The organism is Granulosicoccus antarcticus IMCC3135 (assembly GCF_002215215.1).
GTDB classification, from domain to species: Bacteria; Pseudomonadota; Gammaproteobacteria; order Granulosicoccales; family Granulosicoccaceae; genus Granulosicoccus; species Granulosicoccus antarcticus.
On sequence record NZ_CP018632.1, the window covers coordinates 6,378,585 to 6,400,298 of the forward strand.

The window sequence follows — 21,714 nt, forward strand, 5'->3', positions numbered from 1 at the left end:
ATCATGTTTCCAAAACCTATTGAGAAATCCAGCGCAGCCGTCCGTACCGGTTACCAGCTGATTCTGCCCGTTGCCCTGTTCCTCTGGCTACTGCCACTGCTTGCCATCTTTCTCACCTCGATTCGACCGGCAGCGGACATCAATGCCGGCAATATCTTCGGCATGCCATCAGACTTCCTGCTGGTTGAGAATTATCTGGCGGTCTTCCAGCAATCCAAGGCTGGCGAATACCTCTGGAATTCAGTGCGCATCACGATTCCCACCGTCATCATTGCGGTTGCCCTGTCCTGCCTGACCGGCTATGCCTTATCGGTATACCGCTTCAGATGGGCTGTCCCCTTGTTTTTCGTCTTCGTCGCCGGCAACTTTGTACCCTTTCAGATTCTGATGGTGCCGGTTCGTGACCTGTCCGTCTCCACCGGTCTGTATGACACGGTTACCGGCCTGGTATTGTTTCACTCAGCCTTCCAGCTGGGCTTCTGTACGCTGTTCATGAGGAACTTCATCAAAGCGTTGCCATTCGAACTGATCGAATCGGCACGTATTGATGGTGTCGGTGAATTCAAGATCTTCTGGTACTTGGTACTGCCACTGGTCAAGCCGGCCATTGCCGCCTTGTCGGTACTGATCTTCACCTTTATCTGGAATGACTTCTTCTGGGCCACCGTTCTCATTCAGGGCGATCATGCACTGCCGATAACAGCCGGTGTACGTGCTCTGAATGGACAATTTGTCAGCCAGTGGCAGCTCGTCTCGGCCGCCTCACTGTTGGCAGCGGTGCCACCAGTACTTATGTTCTTCGCCATGCAGAAGCATTTTATCGCAGGATTGACGCTCGGAGCCACCAAAGGTTAGAGTGTTGCCAGCGGCCTGTTTCTGCATGACGCTAGTCACAGAAACAGGTCGCTCTGTCGTTCATTGGAACTCAGTCGAGTCAGACTAGCACCTACCTGCGCTATTATGGTGCGCTGACCTTGGCAGATTGATGCCAGGCGCATTACCGCCACTACCTGAATAAAAACAATGAACAACGCCACATCCGACGTTCGGATCGACTCGATCGTTGCCATGCAAAGCCCGGCAGAACTGTTCGTCGAACTGCCGCTGCATATCGATCATGCCGGCATCATCACGCAAACCCGACGCGATATCGCAGACATCATTCATGGTCGCAACTCGCGCCAATTGGTAGTCATCGGCCCCTGCTCCATTCACGATCCGGTAGCAGCACTGGAATACGCCCACAAACTACAGGTGCTCAGAGAGCAATATAGCGATTCTCTGGAAATCGTGATGCGCGTCTATTTCGAAAAACCTCGCACCACCATTGGCTGGAAAGGTCTGATCAACGATCCGCATATGGACAACAGCTTCCAGATTGATGAAGGCCTGTTCATGGCACGCAAACTATTGCTGGACCTTGCACAGATGCACATGCCTGCCGGTTGTGAGTTTCTCGATGCGGTTACCGGTCAGTACTATGCAGACACGGTCAGCTGGGGAGCCATCGGTGCACGCACCACTGAAAGTCAGGTGCATCGCGAAATCGCCTCCGGATTGTCATGCCCGGTCGGATTCAAGAACGCCACCAGCGGCGATGTCGGCATTGCCATTGACGCCATTCAGGCAGCTAGCCACCCACACGCTTTTCTGAGCCCTACCGAAGAGGGTCGTATAGCGCTGTTCAAGACCAAAGGCAACGAAGACGCCCACCTTATATTGCGCGGTGGTCCGACCCCCAATTACGACAGCCAGAGCCTTCGGGATGCCTACGACAGGCAGGTAGCACAAGGGTTTAACCAGCGCATCATGATCGATTGCAGTCACGCCAATAGCCAGAAGGATCACAAGCGCCAGATTGAGGTTGTTACTGATGTCGCTGCACGTCTGTCCTCCGAGGCCAGCATGATTGCGGGCGTGATGATCGAAAGCCACCTGGTGGAAGGCAAGCAGTCCATCGGCTCGCCCGAGTCCCTGAACTACGGACAGAGCATTACCGATGCCTGCCTGGGCTGGGAAGACACCGAACGAACACTGGAAATACTGGCAGAGGCATCCAGTCGCCTACAGCATTAATTGATGTCGTTGGACGATGTGTGACAGATTCCAGAGCCTGCTCAGCAGGATCAGCATCGGTCACACATCGTTCAATCACGACTGCGCTGCACCATGAAGACGGCCAACAGAATCAGGCCGGCACCCAGCCATGCCACACCCGGCAGTCTCTCCCCCAGAAACAGATAACCTGCCAGGGCTGCAAAAACGGTTTCCATCGACAGAATGATGGAGGCTCGGGGTGCAGGCACACTTTGCATGGCAATCGCCATCAAGCCAAAGGTGAATGCGCTGGAAAGCACACCCACATACAGGATGGGCACAAGCGCAGCCCGGATGGCCTGGTATTCGATAACCTCAAGAATACTGGCTGCCAGCAGCCCCAGTACAGCAACCACAACAAACTGGACGCAGGTATAGCTCAGCGGCTGAGCATGTCTGGACGATTGTCCGGATACGATAATCAGGCAAGCCCAGAATACTGACGAGCAGGCGACCAGAATATCGCCGCGGCTGAACGAGGCAAGCGCCCCGCCACTCAAACCCCAGACGCCCAGAAACGCCAGGCCAACTGATATCCAGGTAACCCTGCCCGGACGCTGACGTCGCACAATCCAGAAAAGAAACGGGGTAACCACCACATACAGAGCGGTCAGGAATCCGGTGTTGGTAATGCTGGCAGTCACCAATCCCGTCTGCTGGGTAGAGCCTGCCAGAAAGAAGATCACACCTGCCAGCAAACCAAACGGGACGATACTGCGCTGGAAAAAGCCCGCGCCAGCGACAGCATCAGGAACCCCATCATGAACTCTGCGATGACATATCCGACGTTGCTCAACAAACGCAAATGGCAGCAGAGCCAAGGCTGCCACCGCACCCCGTATGCCTAAAAACAGCAAAGGTCCCATCTGCAACATGGCGATTTTCTGATAATAGAATGCGACACCCCAGATGAAGGCTGCCAGCAGGATCAACAGATCACCGCGGGTTCTATCGCTCATGGAGCCCAGTCACCGTCTTCAGTCAGACAGCTTCTGCCAGGCGGCATCCGCATCCACCTTGTAAGTCGCCCAGTTACCATCGTTCCATCGATCACGCCCCTGACCTGCATAGAACAGATACAGCTTGTCTTCGAAAATCTCCCAATGCGTGCCATCGGTCTTTACCAGACCTTCACCCAGACTCAAGGCATTGGCACAAAAACCATTGTAGGCGGGAGAATACTTGCCAGGATCAGCCTTGAACAGCTCACTGCTTTCCTGAGATTCAAAACGCCATTTAGCGCCCTTGTATTCTACCGTGTAGCGTTTAGCCCCTTCAACCGCTGCAGCCTGAGGCTCTCGTTGCAACTGCTGGTACGCCACCGTGTCATGCCCATCGATAGCGACACCACCAAAGCGAGATTTTGAAACCGGTTCGGCCGCCGCTACCAGCGTTGACATCAGTACTGAAAAAACCAGCAAAAGTTGCGCTACTGGACGGCTGTATCGAGCAACATTCGAAATCATGGCAACTCCTTCCGTTTGACGAAACTGGAGCTCCAGGGCTCCTTGAACAACAACTCAGCCGTTTGACCAGCCCCTGATTGACCGCCCCCAGCTGTATTAGTTCGAATACCGTCCCTGGCCATAGCTCCCTCTCAGACTGCTCGAATCACCCATTCATCTCAGCTGCCAGGCCTTGCCCACACCGCTGTGTCATGAAAAACTGCGCCACCATCAGGCTGTGCCGGCTCACTACTGACCAGCGTGTTGATTCCCAGACCTCCTGCAAAATACCGGTTTGGCCACAGGCTTTCAACGACAACCGTGCCCGGCTGCACCCCATCAAACGCCATGGCCTCCAGACTCACCTCGCCCTGATCGTTACCCAGCGTTACCAGCGCACCGTCTTCAATGCCGTAGCAGGCCATATCGTCCGGATGCAACCTGGCCAATGGTTTCTTTTCCATACGACGACTCGACGGAGTTTCGGTGAAACTTGAATTCAGAAACTGTCTGGCAGGAGCTGCCACCAGTCGCAGCGGACACGCCTCTGTCGCCGAATCAATCACGGCCCAGTGATCAGGAAACGCCGGCATACCCTCGGTATTGTTGCCCACAGAGGACCAGTCAGGCGAAAAATGGAATCGTTTGTCAGGAGTGCCGAAGCCATTGAGAAAATTGGCATCGCGGAACGAGGCATGAGCACAGTCCAGCCCACCACTGGCGAGCACCGCATCAAAGTCGGGCAGACCCGATGACAACAACATGTCGTTGATCAGTTCCCGCTCGCTGAGCTGAAAACCGGCATGCGACAGTCCCAGCCGTTCAGCCAGTGCCTGCATCAGGGCATGATTGCTGCGGCATTCGCCCGGAGCGTCGATCAGCTTCTGACCAATTTGCAGATGCGTATGACCACTGGCCGTGTAGATATCATCGTGCTCGAGAAACATGGTTGCGGGTAGAACGATATCGGCATATTCAGCCGTTTCAGTCATGAACTGCTCGTGCACAACGCTAAACAGGTCATCACGTGCCAGCCCTTGCAGCACCAGGCGTGTTTCCGGTGCAACCACCGCCGGATTGGTGTTTTGAATGAACAGGGCTTCAATAGCAGGCCCACCCTGCAGATCTGCAGCATTGCCCGTCAGCACTCGGCCAATACGGGATTGGTCAATCGCTCGTGTGTCAGGGACAATATCCAGGCCCTGGATTTTTGTTCTGTCCAGCTTGTAGATACTCGAATTACCATACAAGGCCCCACCCCCTTCATACTGCCAGGCACCGCTCACCGCCGGCAGGCAAGTGACGGCGTGCAGATTGACCGCGCCATTGCGTGAGCGGGAAAAACCGTAGCCGATACGCAGGAAGGATTTTTTCGTGCGACCGTAGAGTCGGGCAAATTCGACGATCTGTTCAACCGGCAAACCGGTAATTTCAGCAGCCCAGGCCGGTGTGCGAGTCGCAAGATGCTGCCGCAGATCATCAGCTTTTGCGGTGTAGGCCGCCATATAGGCCTGATCGGCCAGCCCTTCTTCGAACAGGACATGCATGACTGCGCAGGCCAGAGCCCCGTCAGTACCAGGCTTCAGCATCAGGTGCAGGTCAGCCTTGTCTGCCGTTTTCGTGCGATAAGGGTCAACAACCACGAATTTGGCGCCATTGAGCCGTTTCGCCTGCGAGACATGGTGCATCACGTTGACCTGTGTGCTCACAGGATTACCGCCCCAGACCACGATCAGATCGCTCTGATGCATCAGGCGTGCATCACTACCACTCTTGACCCCGGCTCCGGCCTTGAATCCGGCATCCGCAACAGACACACAATAAGTTGAATGCTGCCGTGAGGTGCCATAGGCATGTCGAAACCGGTCCAGTCCGTCGCGCTGCACCAGTCCCATGGTACCGGCGTAGTGAAATGGCCAGATGGCTTCAGCACCGCTGTTCTTGCGGATACGCTCAAAGCGTTCGCAAATGGTGTCCAGCGCATCATCCCAACTGATAGCCTCAAAGCCTGCCGAAGAGGACTTGCTCCCTTTGCGTCGCAGTGGCTTCATCAATCGATCCGGATGATGCACGCGTTCGGCATAGCGAGACACTTTTGCGCAGATCACACCCTGTGTGTAGCTGTGATCCTTGGCACCATAGATACGACCGATGGTGCTCTGGGATACCACTTCCACATCCAGCGCACAGACACTGGGACAGTCATGTGGGCAGACACTGCGCATACGGGTAGTCATGAGGCAATCAAGTATTCAAATTAGTGAAAACTAAAAAATGAGGCTCACATTCAGCTTATCGACCTGCCATCGCATCGAATGTCATAGCTTGTGAGCTGTATCCCATAGTGCCAGTGTTACCCAGCCGATGCAGGGGTTCTCGTGTCCAAAGACACATCTTTCGACAGCGAGGTTTCAGTCCATCTGGTACTTTACGCAGCTATCGACTCCACGGGATGTGTCATCACACACCTTATGAAACGAACTCTTTATTCAGGGCAGAACCTGCCCCTTCCAACACGAGCTGACAAGCTCATGTCTGGCCGCTGGCTGATCGGCGCTCTGCTGAGCGTGATTCTGGTGCTAAATGGCTGCAGTGACGGCGGTGTTGTCATCGACAATGCAGATTCAGGCAGCAACCCGGGCAGTAGCTCAGGTGGCAGCTCGGGCAGCGGTAATGGTGACGGTACGCCCACCGGCGGTGACCTGTCAGAACCTGATGGTGGCGGACCGACTGGTGAATTGCCACCCGTGACCAGCGTCTCCAACCTGGATCCGGATGACGTTGAGGCCTCACGCCTGCTCGCACAGGCCACCTTTGGCGCCACCCTGGCGGATATCGCCACTGTAAAAGAATCAGGCTTTGAGGAGTGGATTGACGAGCAGATAAGCCTGCCGGTTTCTCTGACAGAGCCCTACACACGGGCAAACAGCAACGGCAGCAGCGGCGCGGAACGTCATGAAGTCTGGTGGAACAATGTTTTAGAGCAACCTGACCAGCTACGCCAGCGAGTCGCCTTCGCATTGAGCGAAATATTCGTGGTCTCCGACCTGGACTATCTGCTGGCCAACAATCAGTGGGGCATGGCCAGTTATTACGACATGCTCAGCCGCAACGCATTCGGCAATTATCGTGACTTGCTCGAAGATGTGACCCTGCATCCGGTGATGGGTGTATTTCTGAGCATGGTCCGTAATGAAAAAGCCAACGTGGAGGAGAACATTCGTCCTGATGAGAACTACGCACGCGAAGTGTTGCAATTGTTCTCAATCGGTCTCTACGAACTGAATAACCGCGGAGAAGCTCTGCCACTGGCCAGTCCGGTACCCGCCTATTCGCAGGATCAGGTAGAGGAATTTGCGCGCGTTTTCACGGGCTGGAATTACGATCTGGTGACTTCCTGGGAGACTATAAACCTGGGCGGTGGCGATACCTTTACGACCCCCATGGTCCCTGACGAACGATTTCACGACACGGGCAGCAAAAATTTGCTTAACGGTGCCGTTGCACCCGCAGGGCTCAACGTACGCGAGGACATGGCCTTCGCACTCGATAACATTTTCCAGCACGCGAATGTGGGTGTACTGATCTCCAAACAATTGATCCAGCGTCTGGTCACCAGCAATCCCACACCTGACTATGTAGAGCGTGTCGTCACTGTCTTCAACGACAACGGCGCCGGAGAGCGAGGCGATCTGGCCGCTGTCGTCAAGGCCATCTTGCTGGACGATGAAGCCCGCAATGGCTATCTGGACAATCCTGATTTCGGCAAACTGCGTGAACCGGTCGTGCGACTGGCCCATCTCTGGCGTGCACTCGATGGCACCCCCGGCCCATTAGCCGATGACGTACACAACACACCTGATTTCACACTGAACCGCGTTGATGAAATGACCGGTCAGGAAGTCATGCAAGCACCTTCAGTCTTCAATTTTTTCGATCCGGACCACCCGGTCGTACCCTCGGGCACCACGCTATCGCCCGAACTGCAAATCATGACTGAAGCCAATCTGGCGGCCACCCACAACAACTATCACCATCAGGTATACCGCTTCAATGACCGCTCGGATCTGAGTGATGACAACCCGCGTGTGACCGTTATCAATCTGCAGCCTCTGGTCGATCTGGCAGCGGATCCGGACAAACTGCTCGACTGGTACAACCTGGTTCTGTTCGGTGGTTCGATGCCTGACACCATGCGCCAGACCCTGTTCGATTACATCGGCAACCTGGGCTCCGATGATGCAGGTCGCTTCGCCGCCGTTCAGGACTCATTGTTCATGCTACTGGTCGCACCTCAATACCACCTACAGCGCTAGTCTCATGCCACTCTTTGAACCTCTTGAACTCATGAGCAAAAACCTCAGGCTCAACACCGAACGCCAGGACTCACAACATGCGTAATCCGATCGATAAAGAAAAACGCCGATTGCTGAAAACTCTGGCAGCTCTGCCACTGGGTGCGGGTGTATCCATGATGGCGGGCAACGGCCGGGCCAATGCGGCAACTTGTGATGATGCCAGGTCACTCGTCTGCATTTTTCTCGCAGGTGGTGCTGACTCCTTCAATATGTTCGTGCCCGGTGGCAGTAGCTACACCGACTACCGCAACTCACGCAACGAACTGTCAGTCGCAGAGTCAGATTTGCTGACAGTCAGTGATGCGCAACAGGGGGAGTTCGGCTTCAACGCAATGTTGCCCAACCTTGAACGCTTGTATAGCGATAATCGACTCGCAGTACTGAGTAATACCGGCACACTGATTCAACCCACTACCAAGGACGACTACCTGGGAACCGTGGCCTTGCCACAATCGCTGTTTGCACATAACACGCAGCAGAAACTGTGGCAGACAGGCGCTGGTATCGTCAATGGCAGCAATGCCTTTGGCTGGGGTGGTGCAATCAGCACTCATGCGGCCAACTGCAATGGCAACATCGCCGTCGCACCGGCCTTCTCCATGAGCGGCAGCACCGACTGGCTGGCTTCGGCCGATACCAACTACGTCACCCTCAACGCCGATGTCGCTGTACAACGAATGTTTGGTTACGACAACATCAGTGACTGGATTCCACCAGCCAGACTCAGCAATGTTGGTCGCACGCTCAACGAGCTGGTGGCACAGGGCCAGGACAGCGGCAACCCACTGATCATGCGCGCCATTGCCAATGCCGTGGGACGAGCCTCGGATGCAACCGCATCATTGTATACAGCCCTGGAAGCCAACCCTTTGCCACAGATGCAGTACAACGGCAGTAACAAGCTTGCCAAGCAGTTGCACCTGGTAGCAAGGCTGATTGCCTCACGTGAGGAGCTGGGGATGCAGAAACAGGTATTTTTCGTGATGATGGGCGGCTGGGATACCCATTCTGATCAGGTAGAGCGCATGCCGGATCTGCTGGAGGGTCTGAACGAGGCGATTGGCAGCTTTCAGGACACCATCGATGGCATCAATATGGCCAACAGTGTCACCTCCTTTACCGCCTCGGATTTTGGACGCACCCTGACCAGTAACGGCAATGGTACAGACCATGGCTGGGGTGGTCACAGCTTCGTCTTCGGTGGTGCCGTGGACGGTGGCCGCGTCATTGGTGATACACCTGACTATTCTGCCAGCAACAATCCTGACGATGCCGGTGAGGATGATGGCAGTTTTGCCGGTCGTCTGATTCCGAAAATTTCTGTCAATCAATACGCCGCCACCCTGTCACGCTGGATGGGAGTATCGGAAGCCGAGTTGAGCGAGGCCCTGCCCGATCTTCAAAACTTCGCAGAAACAGATCTGGGCTTCATGCAAAGCTGATTGAACTCATGCCGCCCCCTGTGGCTACACAGGGAGTCGGCATGCATTGCATTTAGAAAAAGTCCGGGATTCAGCTATCCCAGAGCACATTTTCCTTAACCGCAGCCGCCGCCTCGAGAAGCTCAACCAATGGGCCAGCACGGGTATGCAAGGCAACGGGCATCTCTTCCTCATCATCGGAGAAACCGTCATGGGGATCGTTGCTCGATGCTGGCGCTGAAGAACCTGCCTCTTCAGCCTCCAACTTTGCCAATGCTTCGTGTAAAGTTTCCAGAGCTTTCGGAACATCCGCGGCGAGTATCGCACCGGGCACATTGCCGCTCTGGCCCATCAATTTCAGCAGAGCTACAGCTGGCTCTCCGAACATGGTGATATCAGAATATGCGCTTGTCTTGAAGGTTACTAGCACGATGACCTCATTTAGGAAAACCCAATAGTGGCCGACTTTAACACACACGTTTTTGGTGCAGCAGCCGTTGTTAGCCTGGGGGCAACCTGTTGTACCAAACTGCTGTCTCTGGGCATGACCGACGGACTCATGCTGACCGTTGCTGGCATGGTCGGAGGCATCTTGCCCGACATCGATCTTAAACAGTCGCAGCCTTCGCGCGCCCTGTTCTCGGGACTTGGCACCATTGCCGCGCTTGCCTGGTTATTTGCCAACGTTGATGCATTTACCGGACTGGAACTCTGGCTGGGAGCCATTACCGTCTTCTTGCTGGTGCGTTTTCCACTGTGGTGGATGTTTCATTCAATTACCAAGCATCGCGGCATTCTGCACTCTCAGATTGCAGCCATCATGGCTGGCGTGCTCATGAGTGCCGCCGCCTGGCAGCTTCTGGAGAGCAACGAGTTGCAAAGCTGGTTGCTGGGAATATTCATGACACTGGGTTACCTGATCCATCTGATACTGGACGAGCTATACAGTGTCGATTTTACCGGCGTTCGTGTTCGTCGCTCTTTTGGCAGTGCGATGAAGCCTCTGGACATGCAGCAACTGCCCGCCAGTTGCCTGGTTATCTTCATCACACTGGTTGCCTGGTTCTGGACAGCTCCCTACGACACAGCATGGCAACAGTGGCAGGCACTGTATACCGACTGGCGCCCTGCACTGATACCTCACTGGATCTGGAACAACCTCTAAAAGGGCCCCTCTGCTTACAGTTTGATGTTGAGACGTTCAAGCAGCTCAAGCGTGATTCCACCACGATCAATGCCTTCTGCTGTCTGGTATTGCTCCATCGCCTTGAGAGTGCCCTGGCCTACGATGCCATCCGCAGGGCCTGGATCATAACCTTCAGTCTTCAGTGCACTTTGCAGTGAGCTTATGATCTCTTCCGTCATATTGACTTTACACAGAACCTGTTTCCACTCGACCTGTGCCGGAGCGATTTGAACCTGCCGACTGATCGACTTGGTTTTCTCAGGCATCGAGATGCGACGTTCCGTCGCCGGTGTTGCCAATCGTTGTACCGCGATGGTCTCGGATACTGCCGGGATCTCCGATATCACGCTCTTGGCCGGCTCGCTGACCACTTCGCGATCCACAGTAACAAACTCTGCAGGGCGTTCAGTCAGGCAGATTTCACGACCGGTAGCAATCGCACTCTTGTCAGCATCTTCGCCCTTGGCCAACCAGAAAAACCGGGCTTCGGCCGACAACACCTGTTTTGTGATCGTCGTATATTCAGCTGGAATGTCCACCATCTTCTCGGCGGCAGGGCTGACCAGGCGTTGCACCTGAACCGTCTGGTATTCAGCAGGAACGTTAACGGTTTGGGTGGTTGCAGGTTTTACCAGCACTGTCTTTGTCAGCTCCTCATAACGTGCAGGAACCTCAACCAGACATAACACGTCGCCGGTGGCATTCGCTACCTGCTCAATGACACCACAATCCTCTTTCCAGACACTGCGGGCAGGCTCCACCATTACAGATTCGGTCTCTGCTTTGAAGATCGCCGGTACATCAACGATGACGCTGGAGGCCTCCTTGATCAACACCTGCTCTTCATCCGTTTCAAACACAGCAGGCTCAATCTCAATAACTTGAGTGGCCTCCTTGATCAGCACTTGCTCGGACTCGGCTGTGTACTGCGCCGGCGTGACATACTCGACAAAGCAACTATCAGGCTCGACCGCATCGGTATCAATGCCCGACGCTGCAAGTTGTGCAATCGCTTCGGGGTTGATCGGCAAACTGTTGCCACCCACCTGCGTGGTCCAGCTCAGCGTGGCCGCGCGCACCTGCAGCTGCTCGACTTCTCTGGCGAAGACTGTTGGCGTCACCGTGATCTGTTGTGACGCTTCCTTGACGACTACGCTCTGATTAACAGCTTCAAAGCTTGCAGCATCTGTCTCGATACGCTCAGCAGCCTCCTGAACGACCAGATCTTCACTGCTCGTTTCAAAGCGTGCCGGCGTAATGACCTTGGCATAGCATTCACCCGGCTTGGCATCAGGCAGAGTAAGACTGTTGTCGAATTGTTGAGCCGTTGCAGGCAGAGCCACAAAACAACTACCCAATACGCCCAACAGGGACAATGTCAATTTACGCACAATGAAATACCTCAATTGTTCGAAAGCACTGCCTCTCGGCACAAGCGCAATTGTCGTATGCCCAGCAACATTATTCAATGCTTCTGTAAGTTAGCTCAGCAGTTAAATCCGAAAGCTCGACTATTTCGCAACAATCGCCCCTGAAATTCTCCGACGTCGATTGACACCGACGATTGCCAGCACCGCCAATAACCATGTTAACGCACCACCACCGTTACCGCCGGTAACGACTTCTGTAGGCTCTGTAGGCTCCACCGGGGTAGTCGGGTCAGTGGGCTCTGTCGGATTCGTCGGTTCAACCGGCTCAGTAGGCTCGACAGACTGAGGTGTCAATGGCTCAGGATCCTCGGAGTCGTTCAGGCCATCATCGTCCGTGTCTGATTTCAGCGGATCAGTTCCAGCGATGATCTCTTCACTATCACTGAGTCCATCCGAATCAGAATCGGCCACATTGATGTCCGTACCTCGCTCCACCTCGTCAGCATCAGCCAGGCCATCGTCGTCCGAATCGCGCTTCAGTGGGTCAGATTCCCATATCAAGACCTCAGCACCGTCCCCCAGACCATCCTCATCCGTGTCCACAATCACCGGGCTGGTGCCATGGGTATTTATTTCCTCACCATCACTCAGGCCGTCATCATCGGAGTCCACCTGATTCGGATCGCTGCCGGCATCCACTTCATCACCGTCGTTAGCCCCATCCCCGTCGCTATCAGGGTCCAGAGGATCGGTATTGTAGATTGAGGTCTCAGCAACATCGATCAGGCCATCACCGTCCGAATCCGTGTCCGTGCCCAGCTCGAGCATTTCATGTGAATCCATCTCACCACCACCGCCAGTCACATTGCTGCCAGCGACCAGATGCCACTGCGAACCAATAACAGCACCACCACCACTGTGTCGCCCGGTATTGAGCGACTTGAGACTGCGCCAACTGTCTGCTGTCACATCGTAGGCTTCGGTGGTACTCAGCGCCTCACTGCTGGTGTTGATCTCGCCACCCGCTACCAGCACCTCGTTGCCGGCAGCGGCGGCCAGGGCGCCGGCTCGCACCGTGGGTATGTCTTTTCCAACGCTCCAGGTATTGGTCGAAAAGTTGTAAATATCCGTCGCCTTTACAGCGTTCGTGAAGGGGTTGGGTTGCTCGGTGGTTCTACCAGCTGCCGCCACCAGCCGACCATCGACAACAACCGCTGCGAAATGATCTCGCGCATGCGGTGCGTTTGGCAGAATGTCCCAATCCTTGCTGACCGGATCATAGCGATCAAACCAGTTCACAGCTCCCCCGGCATGCCCCTTGGTATTGCCGCCCAGCACATAGATTTCCCCATCGAAAACCACGGCGGCAGCAGAACCCCGGACACGCCCCGAGGGCATTGTGCCGTCCGTTGACCATGTCTCAGTAACGGTATCGAACACATATATAGTCGAAACACTGGGCTCATCCGGATAGCAGCAGGTGAAGGCGGCGAGTGCATATATCTTCGAACCGATGGCGACGGGCTGAAAATGGTGCAACTCCATTGGCGGATCGCCAATAACCCGCCACCGATTGCTTACCGGGTCATACACTTCCACCGGTCGAGCCGAGCGCCCCCCCAACAGGTAGTAAAGCCCGTCCACCACCACAGCGGCCGCCTCGTGTCGATCGACGGCCGTACTGTCATCACTGGTCGTGACAATTTGCCAGGGGGTATCGGCACTGGTGGCTGCCAGCCCCTCCGCACAATGCAAAGACGAAGCAAGCAGTAGCCACAATGGCATGAGACGGAACAGGGGCATGATTCACGTTTGCGGGGTATCAGCCCCCCACGTTGCAATAAACCGGCCTGCCGATCACTTCAGATCAGATCAAGCCTCAGCTAATTGCCTGACCAGACCAGCCAAACGATCGATACCTGCATCGATACGATCCTCGGGAATGGAGGAGAACCCCAGGCGACAAAAATTGCCTGGCCCTTCTCGACTGGCAAAGTAATGATCACCGGCATTGATCACGATGCCGTTTTCGGCAGCCAGGACTTCCAGCTCCTGCGCCGAGACATTGGCCGGCAACTGGACCCAGAACGAGGATCCTCCGAAAGTCGGTGTTGAGGCAGAGAAAACCTCATGCCGCTTCAAGGCCTGCTCCATGACCTGCCAGCGGGCCTTGAAGGATTGAGTCAGACGCAGCAAAGCCGAATCATGGTGTCCCAGTGACAGAAAATGGGCAACCGTGCGCTGGTTATTGGTCGGCGGATGACGGTACATCAGTCGACGCAAGGCACGCGCCTGACGGATGAACTTCTTCGGCCCCACCATGAATCCGACACGCAAACCCGGCGCCAGAGTCTTGGACAGACTACCGACATAGATAACCCGGTGCTCGGTATCCAGACTTTTCAAAGCCGGGGTCGGCTTGCCGACAAAATTGAGCTCGCTCTCATAGTCGTCCTCGACGATGGTGACATCGTGCAGAGCAGCCTCGCTCAACAGCTTTTTACGCGACTCCAGAGGCATGGTTGCGGTGGTCGGACACTGGTGGCTGGGAGTGACGTAGATCATCTTGCAGCCACCTAGCCGTTCATCGGTCACAACACCCTGCTCACCCACTGGAAACAGGACTTTATGCTCGGTGAACAGTCTGAAAATATTTCTTGCATCGACATAACACGGATCTTCCAACCCCACAGTGCTTTCACTATTGAGCAACAGCTGGGCGATGAGAAACAGTGCATTCTGTGCACCTGTCGTAATGAGAATCTCGTCCTTGTCAGCCCACACGCCCCGGCGCGGCAGGACACGCGTATGTATCTGCTCAATCAGCAGATCATCATCGTGATCCACCCGGTCCTGAGTCCAGCGACTGATGGCATCAACACGCAAAGACAATCGACAGGCTTCTCTCCAGTCATTGACTGGGAACAGAGATGAATCCGTCTGCCCGTAGATAAAGGGAAATTCGAACTGTCGCCAGTTCAATGGCCGATTGATGCTGCGCCGATCAAGCACGTCCAGCACGACTTCCGGCCCTTGATCATGGTTGGCAAGTTCGCCATCCAGCAGTGCAGCACCCTCAGCGGGCCTGGGTGTATCCACACGACCGTCAAGGATTTCCGGATTGACAAAATAGCCTCGTCGCTCGTGCGATATCAGGTAATGCTCATCAATCAGATGCTGATAGGCCAGCACGACGGTATTGCGTGCAACGCCAAGCTGGCGAGATAGCTCACGCGACGATGGCAGCGGAATATCCACTGGAATACGGCTGTCAAGAATGGCTTTGACCAAGGCCTGTCGCAATTGCGCCTGAAGGCTTTGATCATCATCAGAGTCCAGCCTGATCAGCTGATACCACATGGGTTTGTCGTGTGCTCTACCCACGTGACTGCTCTCCGCTTGCATCCAGATCCGCCAGTTCGAACTTCAATTCATCGACAGAATCTGGCAGTTCTGACTCGGCCAGAGCCGGAATGTCCAGCTCTCTGGACAACGGGCTGCTCAAGCCATTGGGATTACGCGGTGATACTCGCGAGCTTCCATCCGCTCTGGAACGTGGAGCTGGAGACTGAGTGCCGCGTTTGGCCACAGGCTCGACGATGCGCTTCTGCAGCACCGGAAGTTCATTGATACCGGACCAGGCATCGGGTTTGTTCTTGGCCAATTCAAGCTCTCTGGACTTGTTGGATTTATAACTTGCAAAATCACGTTTCAGACGAATCTGCTGCTCCTCATAGGAGGACACTTGAGACTCCAACGTCTGGATACGTTGCGCCTGCAATTGTGAATGCAGCTCCAGCGCGGCTTCACGCTTCAAAGCTTTATGTGCCTGTTCGGTCGCCCGGACTTGCGTACCGCGCTGATCGGCGAGCATGGCTTGCACCGATAGCAGCTCGGTTTCAGCGGTGGTCTGCTTTCTGGCAAGCTCCGAACGCATGCCATTGATTGCACGACCTGCTCGTCCCTTGGTGCGCAGAACCGCAATGCAATAGCCCATGAAGGCGCCTAGCAGCGTAGCTCCCACCAGGTAGATCAACAGAGATATAGGTGTATCGACCATCATTAACGAACTTCCTCTGCAGACACTTTGACATGATATGTGCCTTCCGACAAATCTTCGCCGGATTCGATGAGAATTTGAAACCGCTCTTTCTCTAACCCTCGATTGATCAGGTAGGAGGCAATTGCACGGCCACGATCACGACTCAACAGGCCATTCTTCGCCGTTGTATCGTACTCATTGCTCGCAACCGATACCAGTACAGGGACCTCAGAGCGGAGATAGAGTACGTTGAAGATATCATCGAGCACCCGTTCCGTTTCGCGCGACAGCGTCACAGAATTGGCCGCAAATTTCATCTGTAAAGACAGTTCATCCAAGACCACCAACTCACGATCTTTACCGCGAGCGTTATCACGCTGCTGCCTGGCAAGCGCTGCGATCCTGGAAGCCTCGGCGGCGGCCGCTCGTCGAGCTTCTTCTTCAATTCTGGCTTTTTCATTGGCGAGCCTGGCCTGCGTTAACGCTTCAGCCTCAGCAGCAACCCTGGCCTGCTCCGCCGCCGCCTCAGCCTCTGCCGCCACTCTGGCCTGCTCCGCCGCCGCTTCAGCCTCAGCCGTAACCCTGGCCTGCTCTGCTGCCGCTTCAGCTTCAGCCGCAACCCTGGCCTGCTCTGCTGCCGCTTCAGCCTCAGCCGCGACCCTGGCCTGCTCTGCTGCCGCTTCAGCCGCAACCCTGGCCTGCTCTGTCGCCGCTGCCTCAGCAAGCCGCCTGGACTCTTGCTCAACCAGTTCCTTGGCCTTGAGCGCTGCCAATCTGGTCTCTTCTGTTGCAATCTTGCGACGTTCAGCCGCCTTGCTCTGCGCTTCCAGACGCACTTGCTCTTCCGCTTCGAGTGCTATCCGTGCCAGCTCCGCCTCGGCAGCTAACCGCGCCTGCTCTGTCGCTTCAGACTGTCTGGATGCCTCCTCAGCTTCAAGCTGTTGCAATCGGAGCTGCTCCTGACTCAGCTCTGCCTGCTCGGATGCCTTGCTCGATTCAGAAGCTGCCCCAAAGTCGGTGGCAACAAAAGCCCAGGCAGACAGCGCTACCCACAAAATCGCGGCAAATGCCAGCATCAGCCAGGTGCTGCGAGTTCGGGTAAATGCGTCGTATCTGGTTTCGCTATTCATCAATACATCAGGTTGGCTGGCAATTAGCTTGTTTGACTCTGACAACACAACTGAGAAGAAGCCAGCAATTTGACTAAACGGGGCACAGTCTCATTTTTCAACGCGACCACTTTGAGAGCAAGACCACGGACATTCTGAACCAGCCCCATAAGATGCACATCTCACCTGACAAGTCCGTTGGACACCCTGCCATGTACAACTTCACAAGGACCTTCACAGCTCGATTACCGGTCGTCCTGTTACTCATGAACGTGTCCGCCTGCGGCTGGGTAGATTCTACCGGAGTGCAAGGCACAACAGTACCCGTGACTCTGCGCAATGCTCAGCCAGTCGCCGTTATTGAAGGGACCTCGCTGACCGCACCGCTAGCCGGGGAAGGCACCGAGCTACGTAACTGGAGTTGGAGGATTGAGGAAAGCGATGCCAGAGGCAGCTGTGCCAGCATCAGCGACTTTGATGAGAACCTGTCGACAACTTCTTTGAACGATGCCTGCAGCCAGGAAGGCGGCGACTGTGCAGTTCTGATGGAAGAGTCGGTCGATGAAAATAATGCTACCCAATTCAAACTCACCATGCCTGCCTTGCGCTCGCCTGTGGCCCTGAACTATCGGCTCAGCGCCGTGCGGGACGATGGAGCGATCGTGGAGCGCCAGCAATTGCTGTGTGGCTTGTCGGTCAACGAGGCTCCCATTGCCAATGATGACAGCTACCTGGTCATGCTGAACAATCTGCTGGTCATCAACCCTTCCGACAACAACAACTTGCTGGCCAATGACAGCGACGATGACGATATAAGAAACACTCAACTAACCGTAACCGGAATCACGCAGGCGCCCCAGCATGCCTCCCAGTTTTCATTCGACCAACAGGGCGGCTTCATCTATGCCCTTGCCGAGTCTGCACCGGTATCCACCAATGGCTATACCGAGGACAGTTTCGTGTACAGCATTTCGGATGGGCTTCATGAAACTCAAGCCAGCGCCGTGATTCGTATCGTCGCCGGTAATACCTTGCCTGTGCAGCTCCAGAAAATCCCCGATCTGTCTATCGACGCCGCCCGCACATCTTCAACTGCGCAAGCACAGCAATTCGATCTGTCGCAGTATTTTATCGACATTGATGGCGACTCACTGAGCTTTACCATCCTCAATGATCAACTGCCCTCTTCGGGCAGCGTCACACTCGACACGGACGGACAACTACACACACTGGCAAGCCTTCAGGATATCGGTAGCTACCGCCTGGACATCAATGTCAGTGATGGTATCGACTCCATCAGCGACGCATTCATATTGCAGATATTCGAGCCTGAACAACTGGCCCGCAATCACAGCCCTGATGTGATCGACATCAGCAACAAGACGGTGAAAAACTCTTTCAGCTACGACGTCAGCGGCTTTTTCTCAGATTCGGATGGTGATGAACTGACGTTCAGCGCCACCGGATTACCCGAGGATGTGACCATTAGCACCAACGGCATCATCAGCGGCGAGTCGAGCAAGGATAATCGCGGTAAGTGGATCATTCGAGTCAGCGCCGATGATGGCAATGGTGGAACGGTCGAAGATGGCTTTCAGTTGCAGATCAAGTGATCTGCAGCAGACTCAGTGCCTGGGCGTGGAGCTGTCTGGATCCCGCCGCCACAACGTAGCCGCCATCCACGGCACTGTTACCTTCCCAGTTACTGACAACGCCACCGGCTGCCTCGATCAACGGGATGAGCGCCAGAATATCGTAGGGCTTCAGATCACAGTCCAGAACTACATCGACATGACCTGCTGCCAACATGGCATAGGCGTAGCAATCGCCACCGTAGCGAGTCAGTCGAGCAGTTTCGCGAACCCGCTGAAAAGCCGCCTTTGATTCAGCTGTGTCGAACATATCCGGCGTCGTGCAGTACATTGTCGCCTGCTCCAGAGTCACGTTTTTTCGAGTCTGCAAACTGTGCAGCCCATCTCTGGCCAGCAGATTCGCCTGTGATCCAATCGCCGTATAACGCTCCGCCATGAACGGCTGATCCATCAACCCCAGAATGGCATCGCGCCCGTTGAACAGGCCGATCAAAGTCCCCCACAAAGGCATGCCACTCATGAAGGCCCGTGTGCCATCGATAGGATCCACAACCCAGGTCAGCCCACTGCCGCCGGCAATAGCGGCATGTTCCTCACCATGGAAACCGATATCAGGAAAATCAACCTTCAGGCTTGCACGTATGGCCAGTTCCGCCAGGCGATCTGCCTCGGTAACCGGGTCAAAGGCATGCTCACCGGCCTTGTTCACCACGTTCATATCACTGCGAAAATAGCGCAATGTGACATCCGCAGCGGCATCTGCAGCCCTCTGGGCAGCAGCGAGCAATAGCATCAGTTTCTCGTCGGAAACAGCCACGGGGGAGCTTTTGATCAGACTCATAATTCAGTACAACTCGCATAGGTCACAGGGAACTACCTGAGATAGCCTTAAGTGGAAATAACCTGGCAATGATAAGCATAATCCGATAAGTCGGACAAAGGCAGTACCTGTTATCCGGTAGCCAGTAAATCGCCTTCAATTGCCGCTCTCATCGGCCGATACAACAGAGCCAGATTGTTTTTTCAGGACTACCGCCAATGTAAACAATGTTAGCCGATAGCCAGATTTCCTTGATTTGCCTGAGCCTGACGCCTATACCTGTTTGCCGCTGATCATATTCTTCTACATGACTTCACTTTACTCAATATTCCGACCCACCCGCGTCGGCCTGACGATGATGATCGCCAGCTTTCCTTTTCTGGAAGGCTGCGCCCATATCAACGTCACGCAGATTGCCTACGAAATGTTGCGTCAGGAAGACTGCAAGATGAACCAGTTGGAAAGTTTCTGTACTCGCACCTTTGCGCGTGAGTATCAGGAGTATGAACTTGTCAGGCAAGAATTCATCAGGAATCAGACGCAACGTGCGTGGCGAGTCAAGCGAGACGAGCCTACACTAACGGCCTATTCTGACTACTTCTAAACTGCTTTCATGATTGACGTCTCAGGCCCCGCACTACTAGCGCGTATCATCGCCCATCGTGGCGCTTCAGGCAATGCTCCAGAGAACACTCTGGCAGCACTCTCCCTGGCTGCTGATGAGGGCGCAAGCTGCGTCGAAATCGATGTATCCATCAGTGCCGACCATATCCCCTTCGTGCATCACGATGACACCCTTGAGCGTTGCACAACCGGCACCGGCTTATTGTGTGACAGCAACGCTGCAGACCTGGACCAGCTGGATGCCAGCAAGGGTATGGCGAATTTTATCGGCGAACCCCTGCCCAGGCTCAGTGCCGTGTTTGATCTGCTTGAAGCTCGCGGAATGGGCCTGAATCTGGAAATCAAACCTCGCAAGGGACTGGAAAAAGAAACGGTTGAAGCCATCTGCTCTCTGGTAGGAAAAAGCTGGCCCAGCCACTTGCCGCTGGTCTTTTCAAGCTTCAGCAGACTTTCACTGGAGCTGGCCAGAGATCGATTACCCCAAACTCCACGCGGATTGCTGGTAGGCGGCATACCATCAAACTGGCAATCGCTCATGAGCGAACTTGAATGCCGCAACATCCACTGCGATGGGAATGCCTTGACGCCTGAACAGGCTGCAGAATTACTAGCCGCCAATGTGGGCATATTCTGTTACACGATCAATGACGTTGATCGGGCACGCATGCTTCTGGAGATGGGAGTTCATGGCGTGATTACCGACTTTCCGAAGCGTCTAGCAAGCTATCTGGATACTTGAACTGACGCGCTGGAATTCTTTTCGGCTCATCAAGCGCCAAAGCCTCCAGCACCTCTGACCAAACCAGCTGCCAGCAACAACCGTGCGAAAAGCGATCAAATTGAAACCCGCTCGCCTGCGATTGACGCATGATGAATGGGCGTACAAGCGGTGGGGGTATCACCGCATCACGCCCTCCAAGCAGATGCCATTGCCAGACACTTTTGCGTAAATCCGGCTGCTTTACCGGGTTAAGGGAGCTGAACAAAGGCGTGTAACCGTGATGTCTGGTCCAGGCCTGCGTATCCAGGTTACCCGCTATTGTCACTATCCGTGTCACATCAGGCAGCCTGGCGGCCAACAGCATAGCCAGCGCCCCACCACCACTGTGACCAAACAGCCACAGTTCGCTCGCCTGGTGACGACGCTGTAAATCATTCAAGCCCGAAGCCATACTCTCAATGACAGCCGGCGAGTAACGGCCGGAGGTCCACAATGCATTCGTGCAAGGCTTCTCCATCGAGGTACCGTTATAGCAAGGCCGCCCCAGGTAGACCGACGGCTGCCGATCCAGCTTCATCAACTCCAGCATCAATGGTCGGCGTGGCGTGGGATCGGCCATGATGAAGACACGGTGTCGCCATGGTGAGCCATCACCTTCCAGATAGACGTGCAATATGGAATTGTCAGCATTTGCAGGGAAACCCGCAACAGCTTGCCGATTCTTGTAGACCAGCAGCTTGTAGCCTGCCGCATTGACCGTCTCGCGCGAAAAACCCTGCTCCTGTGCCAGTTTATTCAGATTTCCAGCCGGGGTTGCACAGGCTTGCAATGCCAGGCAGACAAGCATCAGGCAAGCATAGCGGGCACTCGCTGAGACCTTGAAGCCAAGCCATTCACACAGAGCGCGTGCAAACATCATGCATTACTCG

At 54.9% G+C, this 21,714-nt stretch carries 19 protein-coding genes; 8 read left to right on the forward strand and 11 right to left on the reverse strand.

Annotated elements, in window-relative coordinates:
- Positions 1-3 precede the first annotated feature (3 nt).
- Together IMCC3135_RS27535 and IMCC3135_RS27540 are read left to right on the forward strand one after the other, a co-directional pair.
- A complete protein-coding gene (locus IMCC3135_RS27535; RefSeq protein WP_088920516.1) occupies positions 4-855 on the forward strand; it encodes a carbohydrate ABC transporter permease in 852 nt (283 codons plus the stop codon).
- Between the two features lie 168 nt (positions 856-1,023).
- Positions 1,024-2,076 (forward strand): 3-deoxy-7-phosphoheptulonate synthase, encoded by a 1,053-nt coding sequence (locus IMCC3135_RS27540; protein WP_088920517.1) that lies wholly within the window; start codon positions 1,024-1,026, stop codon positions 2,074-2,076.
- 71 nt (positions 2,077-2,147) lie between these two features.
- On the opposite strand, the gene IMCC3135_RS27545 is transcribed toward IMCC3135_RS27540, so the two are convergent.
- From IMCC3135_RS27545 to IMCC3135_RS27555, 3 genes are all read right to left on the reverse strand, one after another.
- A complete protein-coding gene (locus IMCC3135_RS27545) occupies positions 2,148-3,056 on the reverse strand; it encodes a DMT family transporter (protein WP_088920518.1) in 909 nt (302 codons plus the stop codon).
- 18 nt (positions 3,057-3,074) lie between these two features.
- Entirely contained in the window at positions 3,075-3,563 is a 489-nt protein-coding gene (locus IMCC3135_RS27550) for a YHS domain-containing (seleno)protein (RefSeq protein WP_205737735.1), read from the reverse strand.
- 158 nt (positions 3,564-3,721) lie between these two features.
- Positions 3,722-5,779 (reverse strand): molybdopterin oxidoreductase family protein, encoded by a 2,058-nt coding sequence (locus tag IMCC3135_RS27555; protein WP_088920519.1) that lies wholly within the window; start codon positions 5,777-5,779, stop codon positions 3,722-3,724.
- A gap of 294 nt (positions 5,780-6,073) precedes the next feature.
- Here IMCC3135_RS27555 and IMCC3135_RS27560 point away from each other — a divergent pair, with 294 nt between their 5' ends.
- Both IMCC3135_RS27560 and IMCC3135_RS27565 read left to right on the forward strand, forming a co-directional pair.
- Complete coding sequence (locus tag IMCC3135_RS27560; protein WP_169727535.1) at positions 6,074-7,858, forward strand: DUF1800 domain-containing protein; 1,785 nt, start codon at positions 6,074-6,076, stop codon at positions 7,856-7,858.
- A gap of 77 nt (positions 7,859-7,935) precedes the next feature.
- Positions 7,936-9,342, forward strand: coding sequence for a DUF1501 domain-containing protein (locus tag IMCC3135_RS27565; RefSeq protein WP_088920521.1), 1,407 nt, complete (start codon positions 7,936-7,938; stop codon positions 9,340-9,342).
- 70 nt (positions 9,343-9,412) lie between these two features.
- On the opposite strand, the gene IMCC3135_RS27570 is transcribed toward IMCC3135_RS27565, so the two are convergent.
- On the reverse strand, positions 9,413-9,751 hold the full coding sequence (locus tag IMCC3135_RS27570) for a DUF1840 domain-containing protein (protein ID WP_088920522.1): 339 nt from the start codon (positions 9,749-9,751) through the stop codon (positions 9,413-9,415).
- A 27-nt stretch (positions 9,752-9,778) separates the two neighbouring features.
- Here IMCC3135_RS27570 and IMCC3135_RS27575 point away from each other — a divergent pair, with 27 nt between their 5' ends.
- Positions 9,779-10,486, forward strand: coding sequence for a metal-dependent hydrolase (locus tag IMCC3135_RS27575; protein WP_157736308.1), 708 nt, complete (start codon positions 9,779-9,781; stop codon positions 10,484-10,486).
- A 14-nt stretch (positions 10,487-10,500) separates the two neighbouring features.
- On the opposite strand, the gene IMCC3135_RS27580 is transcribed toward IMCC3135_RS27575, so the two are convergent.
- The 5 genes from IMCC3135_RS27580 to IMCC3135_RS27600 all read right to left on the reverse strand — a co-directional run bounded on the left by IMCC3135_RS27580 (position 10,501) and on the right by IMCC3135_RS27600 (position 17,049).
- Entirely contained in the window at positions 10,501-11,898 is a 1,398-nt protein-coding gene (locus tag IMCC3135_RS27580; protein WP_157736309.1) for a peptidoglycan-binding domain-containing protein, read from the reverse strand.
- Between the two features lie 120 nt (positions 11,899-12,018).
- Positions 12,019-13,680: a Kelch repeat-containing protein gene (locus tag IMCC3135_RS27585; RefSeq protein WP_088920525.1), complete on the reverse strand. Its 1,662-nt coding sequence runs from the start codon at positions 13,678-13,680 to the stop codon at positions 12,019-12,021.
- A 69-nt stretch (positions 13,681-13,749) separates the two neighbouring features.
- A complete protein-coding gene (gene pdxR / locus IMCC3135_RS27590; RefSeq protein ID WP_205737736.1) occupies positions 13,750-15,261 on the reverse strand; it encodes a MocR-like pyridoxine biosynthesis transcription factor PdxR in 1,512 nt (503 codons plus the stop codon).
- Positions 15,254-15,940 (reverse strand): hypothetical protein, encoded by a 687-nt coding sequence (locus tag IMCC3135_RS27595; RefSeq protein ID WP_088920526.1) that lies wholly within the window; start codon positions 15,938-15,940, stop codon positions 15,254-15,256. Before IMCC3135_RS27595 ends, pdxR begins: the two co-directional genes overlap by 8 nt.
- Entirely contained in the window at positions 15,940-17,049 is a 1,110-nt protein-coding gene (locus IMCC3135_RS27600; RefSeq protein ID WP_157736310.1) for an OmpA family protein, read from the reverse strand. Before IMCC3135_RS27600 ends, IMCC3135_RS27595 begins: the two co-directional genes overlap by 1 nt.
- 191 nt (positions 17,050-17,240) lie before the next feature.
- Here IMCC3135_RS27600 and IMCC3135_RS27605 point away from each other — a divergent pair, with 191 nt between their 5' ends.
- Positions 17,241-18,641, forward strand: a complete 1,401-nt coding sequence (locus IMCC3135_RS27605) for an Ig-like domain-containing protein (RefSeq protein ID WP_157736311.1) — start codon at positions 17,241-17,243, stop codon at positions 18,639-18,641.
- Here IMCC3135_RS27605 and hisN read toward each other — a convergent pair.
- Entirely contained in the window at positions 18,634-19,461 is an 828-nt protein-coding gene (gene hisN / locus IMCC3135_RS27610) for a histidinol-phosphatase (protein WP_205737737.1), read from the reverse strand. The two genes, IMCC3135_RS27605 and hisN, sit on opposite strands and share 8 nt — an antisense overlap.
- A gap of 334 nt (positions 19,462-19,795) precedes the next feature.
- Here hisN and IMCC3135_RS27615 point away from each other — a divergent pair, with 334 nt between their 5' ends.
- Both IMCC3135_RS27615 and IMCC3135_RS27620 read left to right on the forward strand, forming a co-directional pair.
- Positions 19,796-20,044, forward strand: a complete 249-nt coding sequence (locus IMCC3135_RS27615; RefSeq protein ID WP_205737738.1) for a hypothetical protein — start codon at positions 19,796-19,798, stop codon at positions 20,042-20,044.
- Positions 20,045-20,053: 9 nt separating this feature from the next.
- A complete protein-coding gene (locus tag IMCC3135_RS27620; RefSeq protein ID WP_088920530.1) occupies positions 20,054-20,803 on the forward strand; it encodes a glycerophosphodiester phosphodiesterase family protein in 750 nt (249 codons plus the stop codon).
- Here the strand turns inward: IMCC3135_RS27620 and IMCC3135_RS27625 are convergent.
- Positions 20,760-21,704 (reverse strand): lipase family protein, encoded by a 945-nt coding sequence (locus IMCC3135_RS27625; RefSeq protein ID WP_088920531.1) that lies wholly within the window; start codon positions 21,702-21,704, stop codon positions 20,760-20,762. The genes IMCC3135_RS27620 and IMCC3135_RS27625 overlap by 44 nt on opposite strands.
- Between the last annotated feature and the right edge of the window lie 10 nt (positions 21,705-21,714).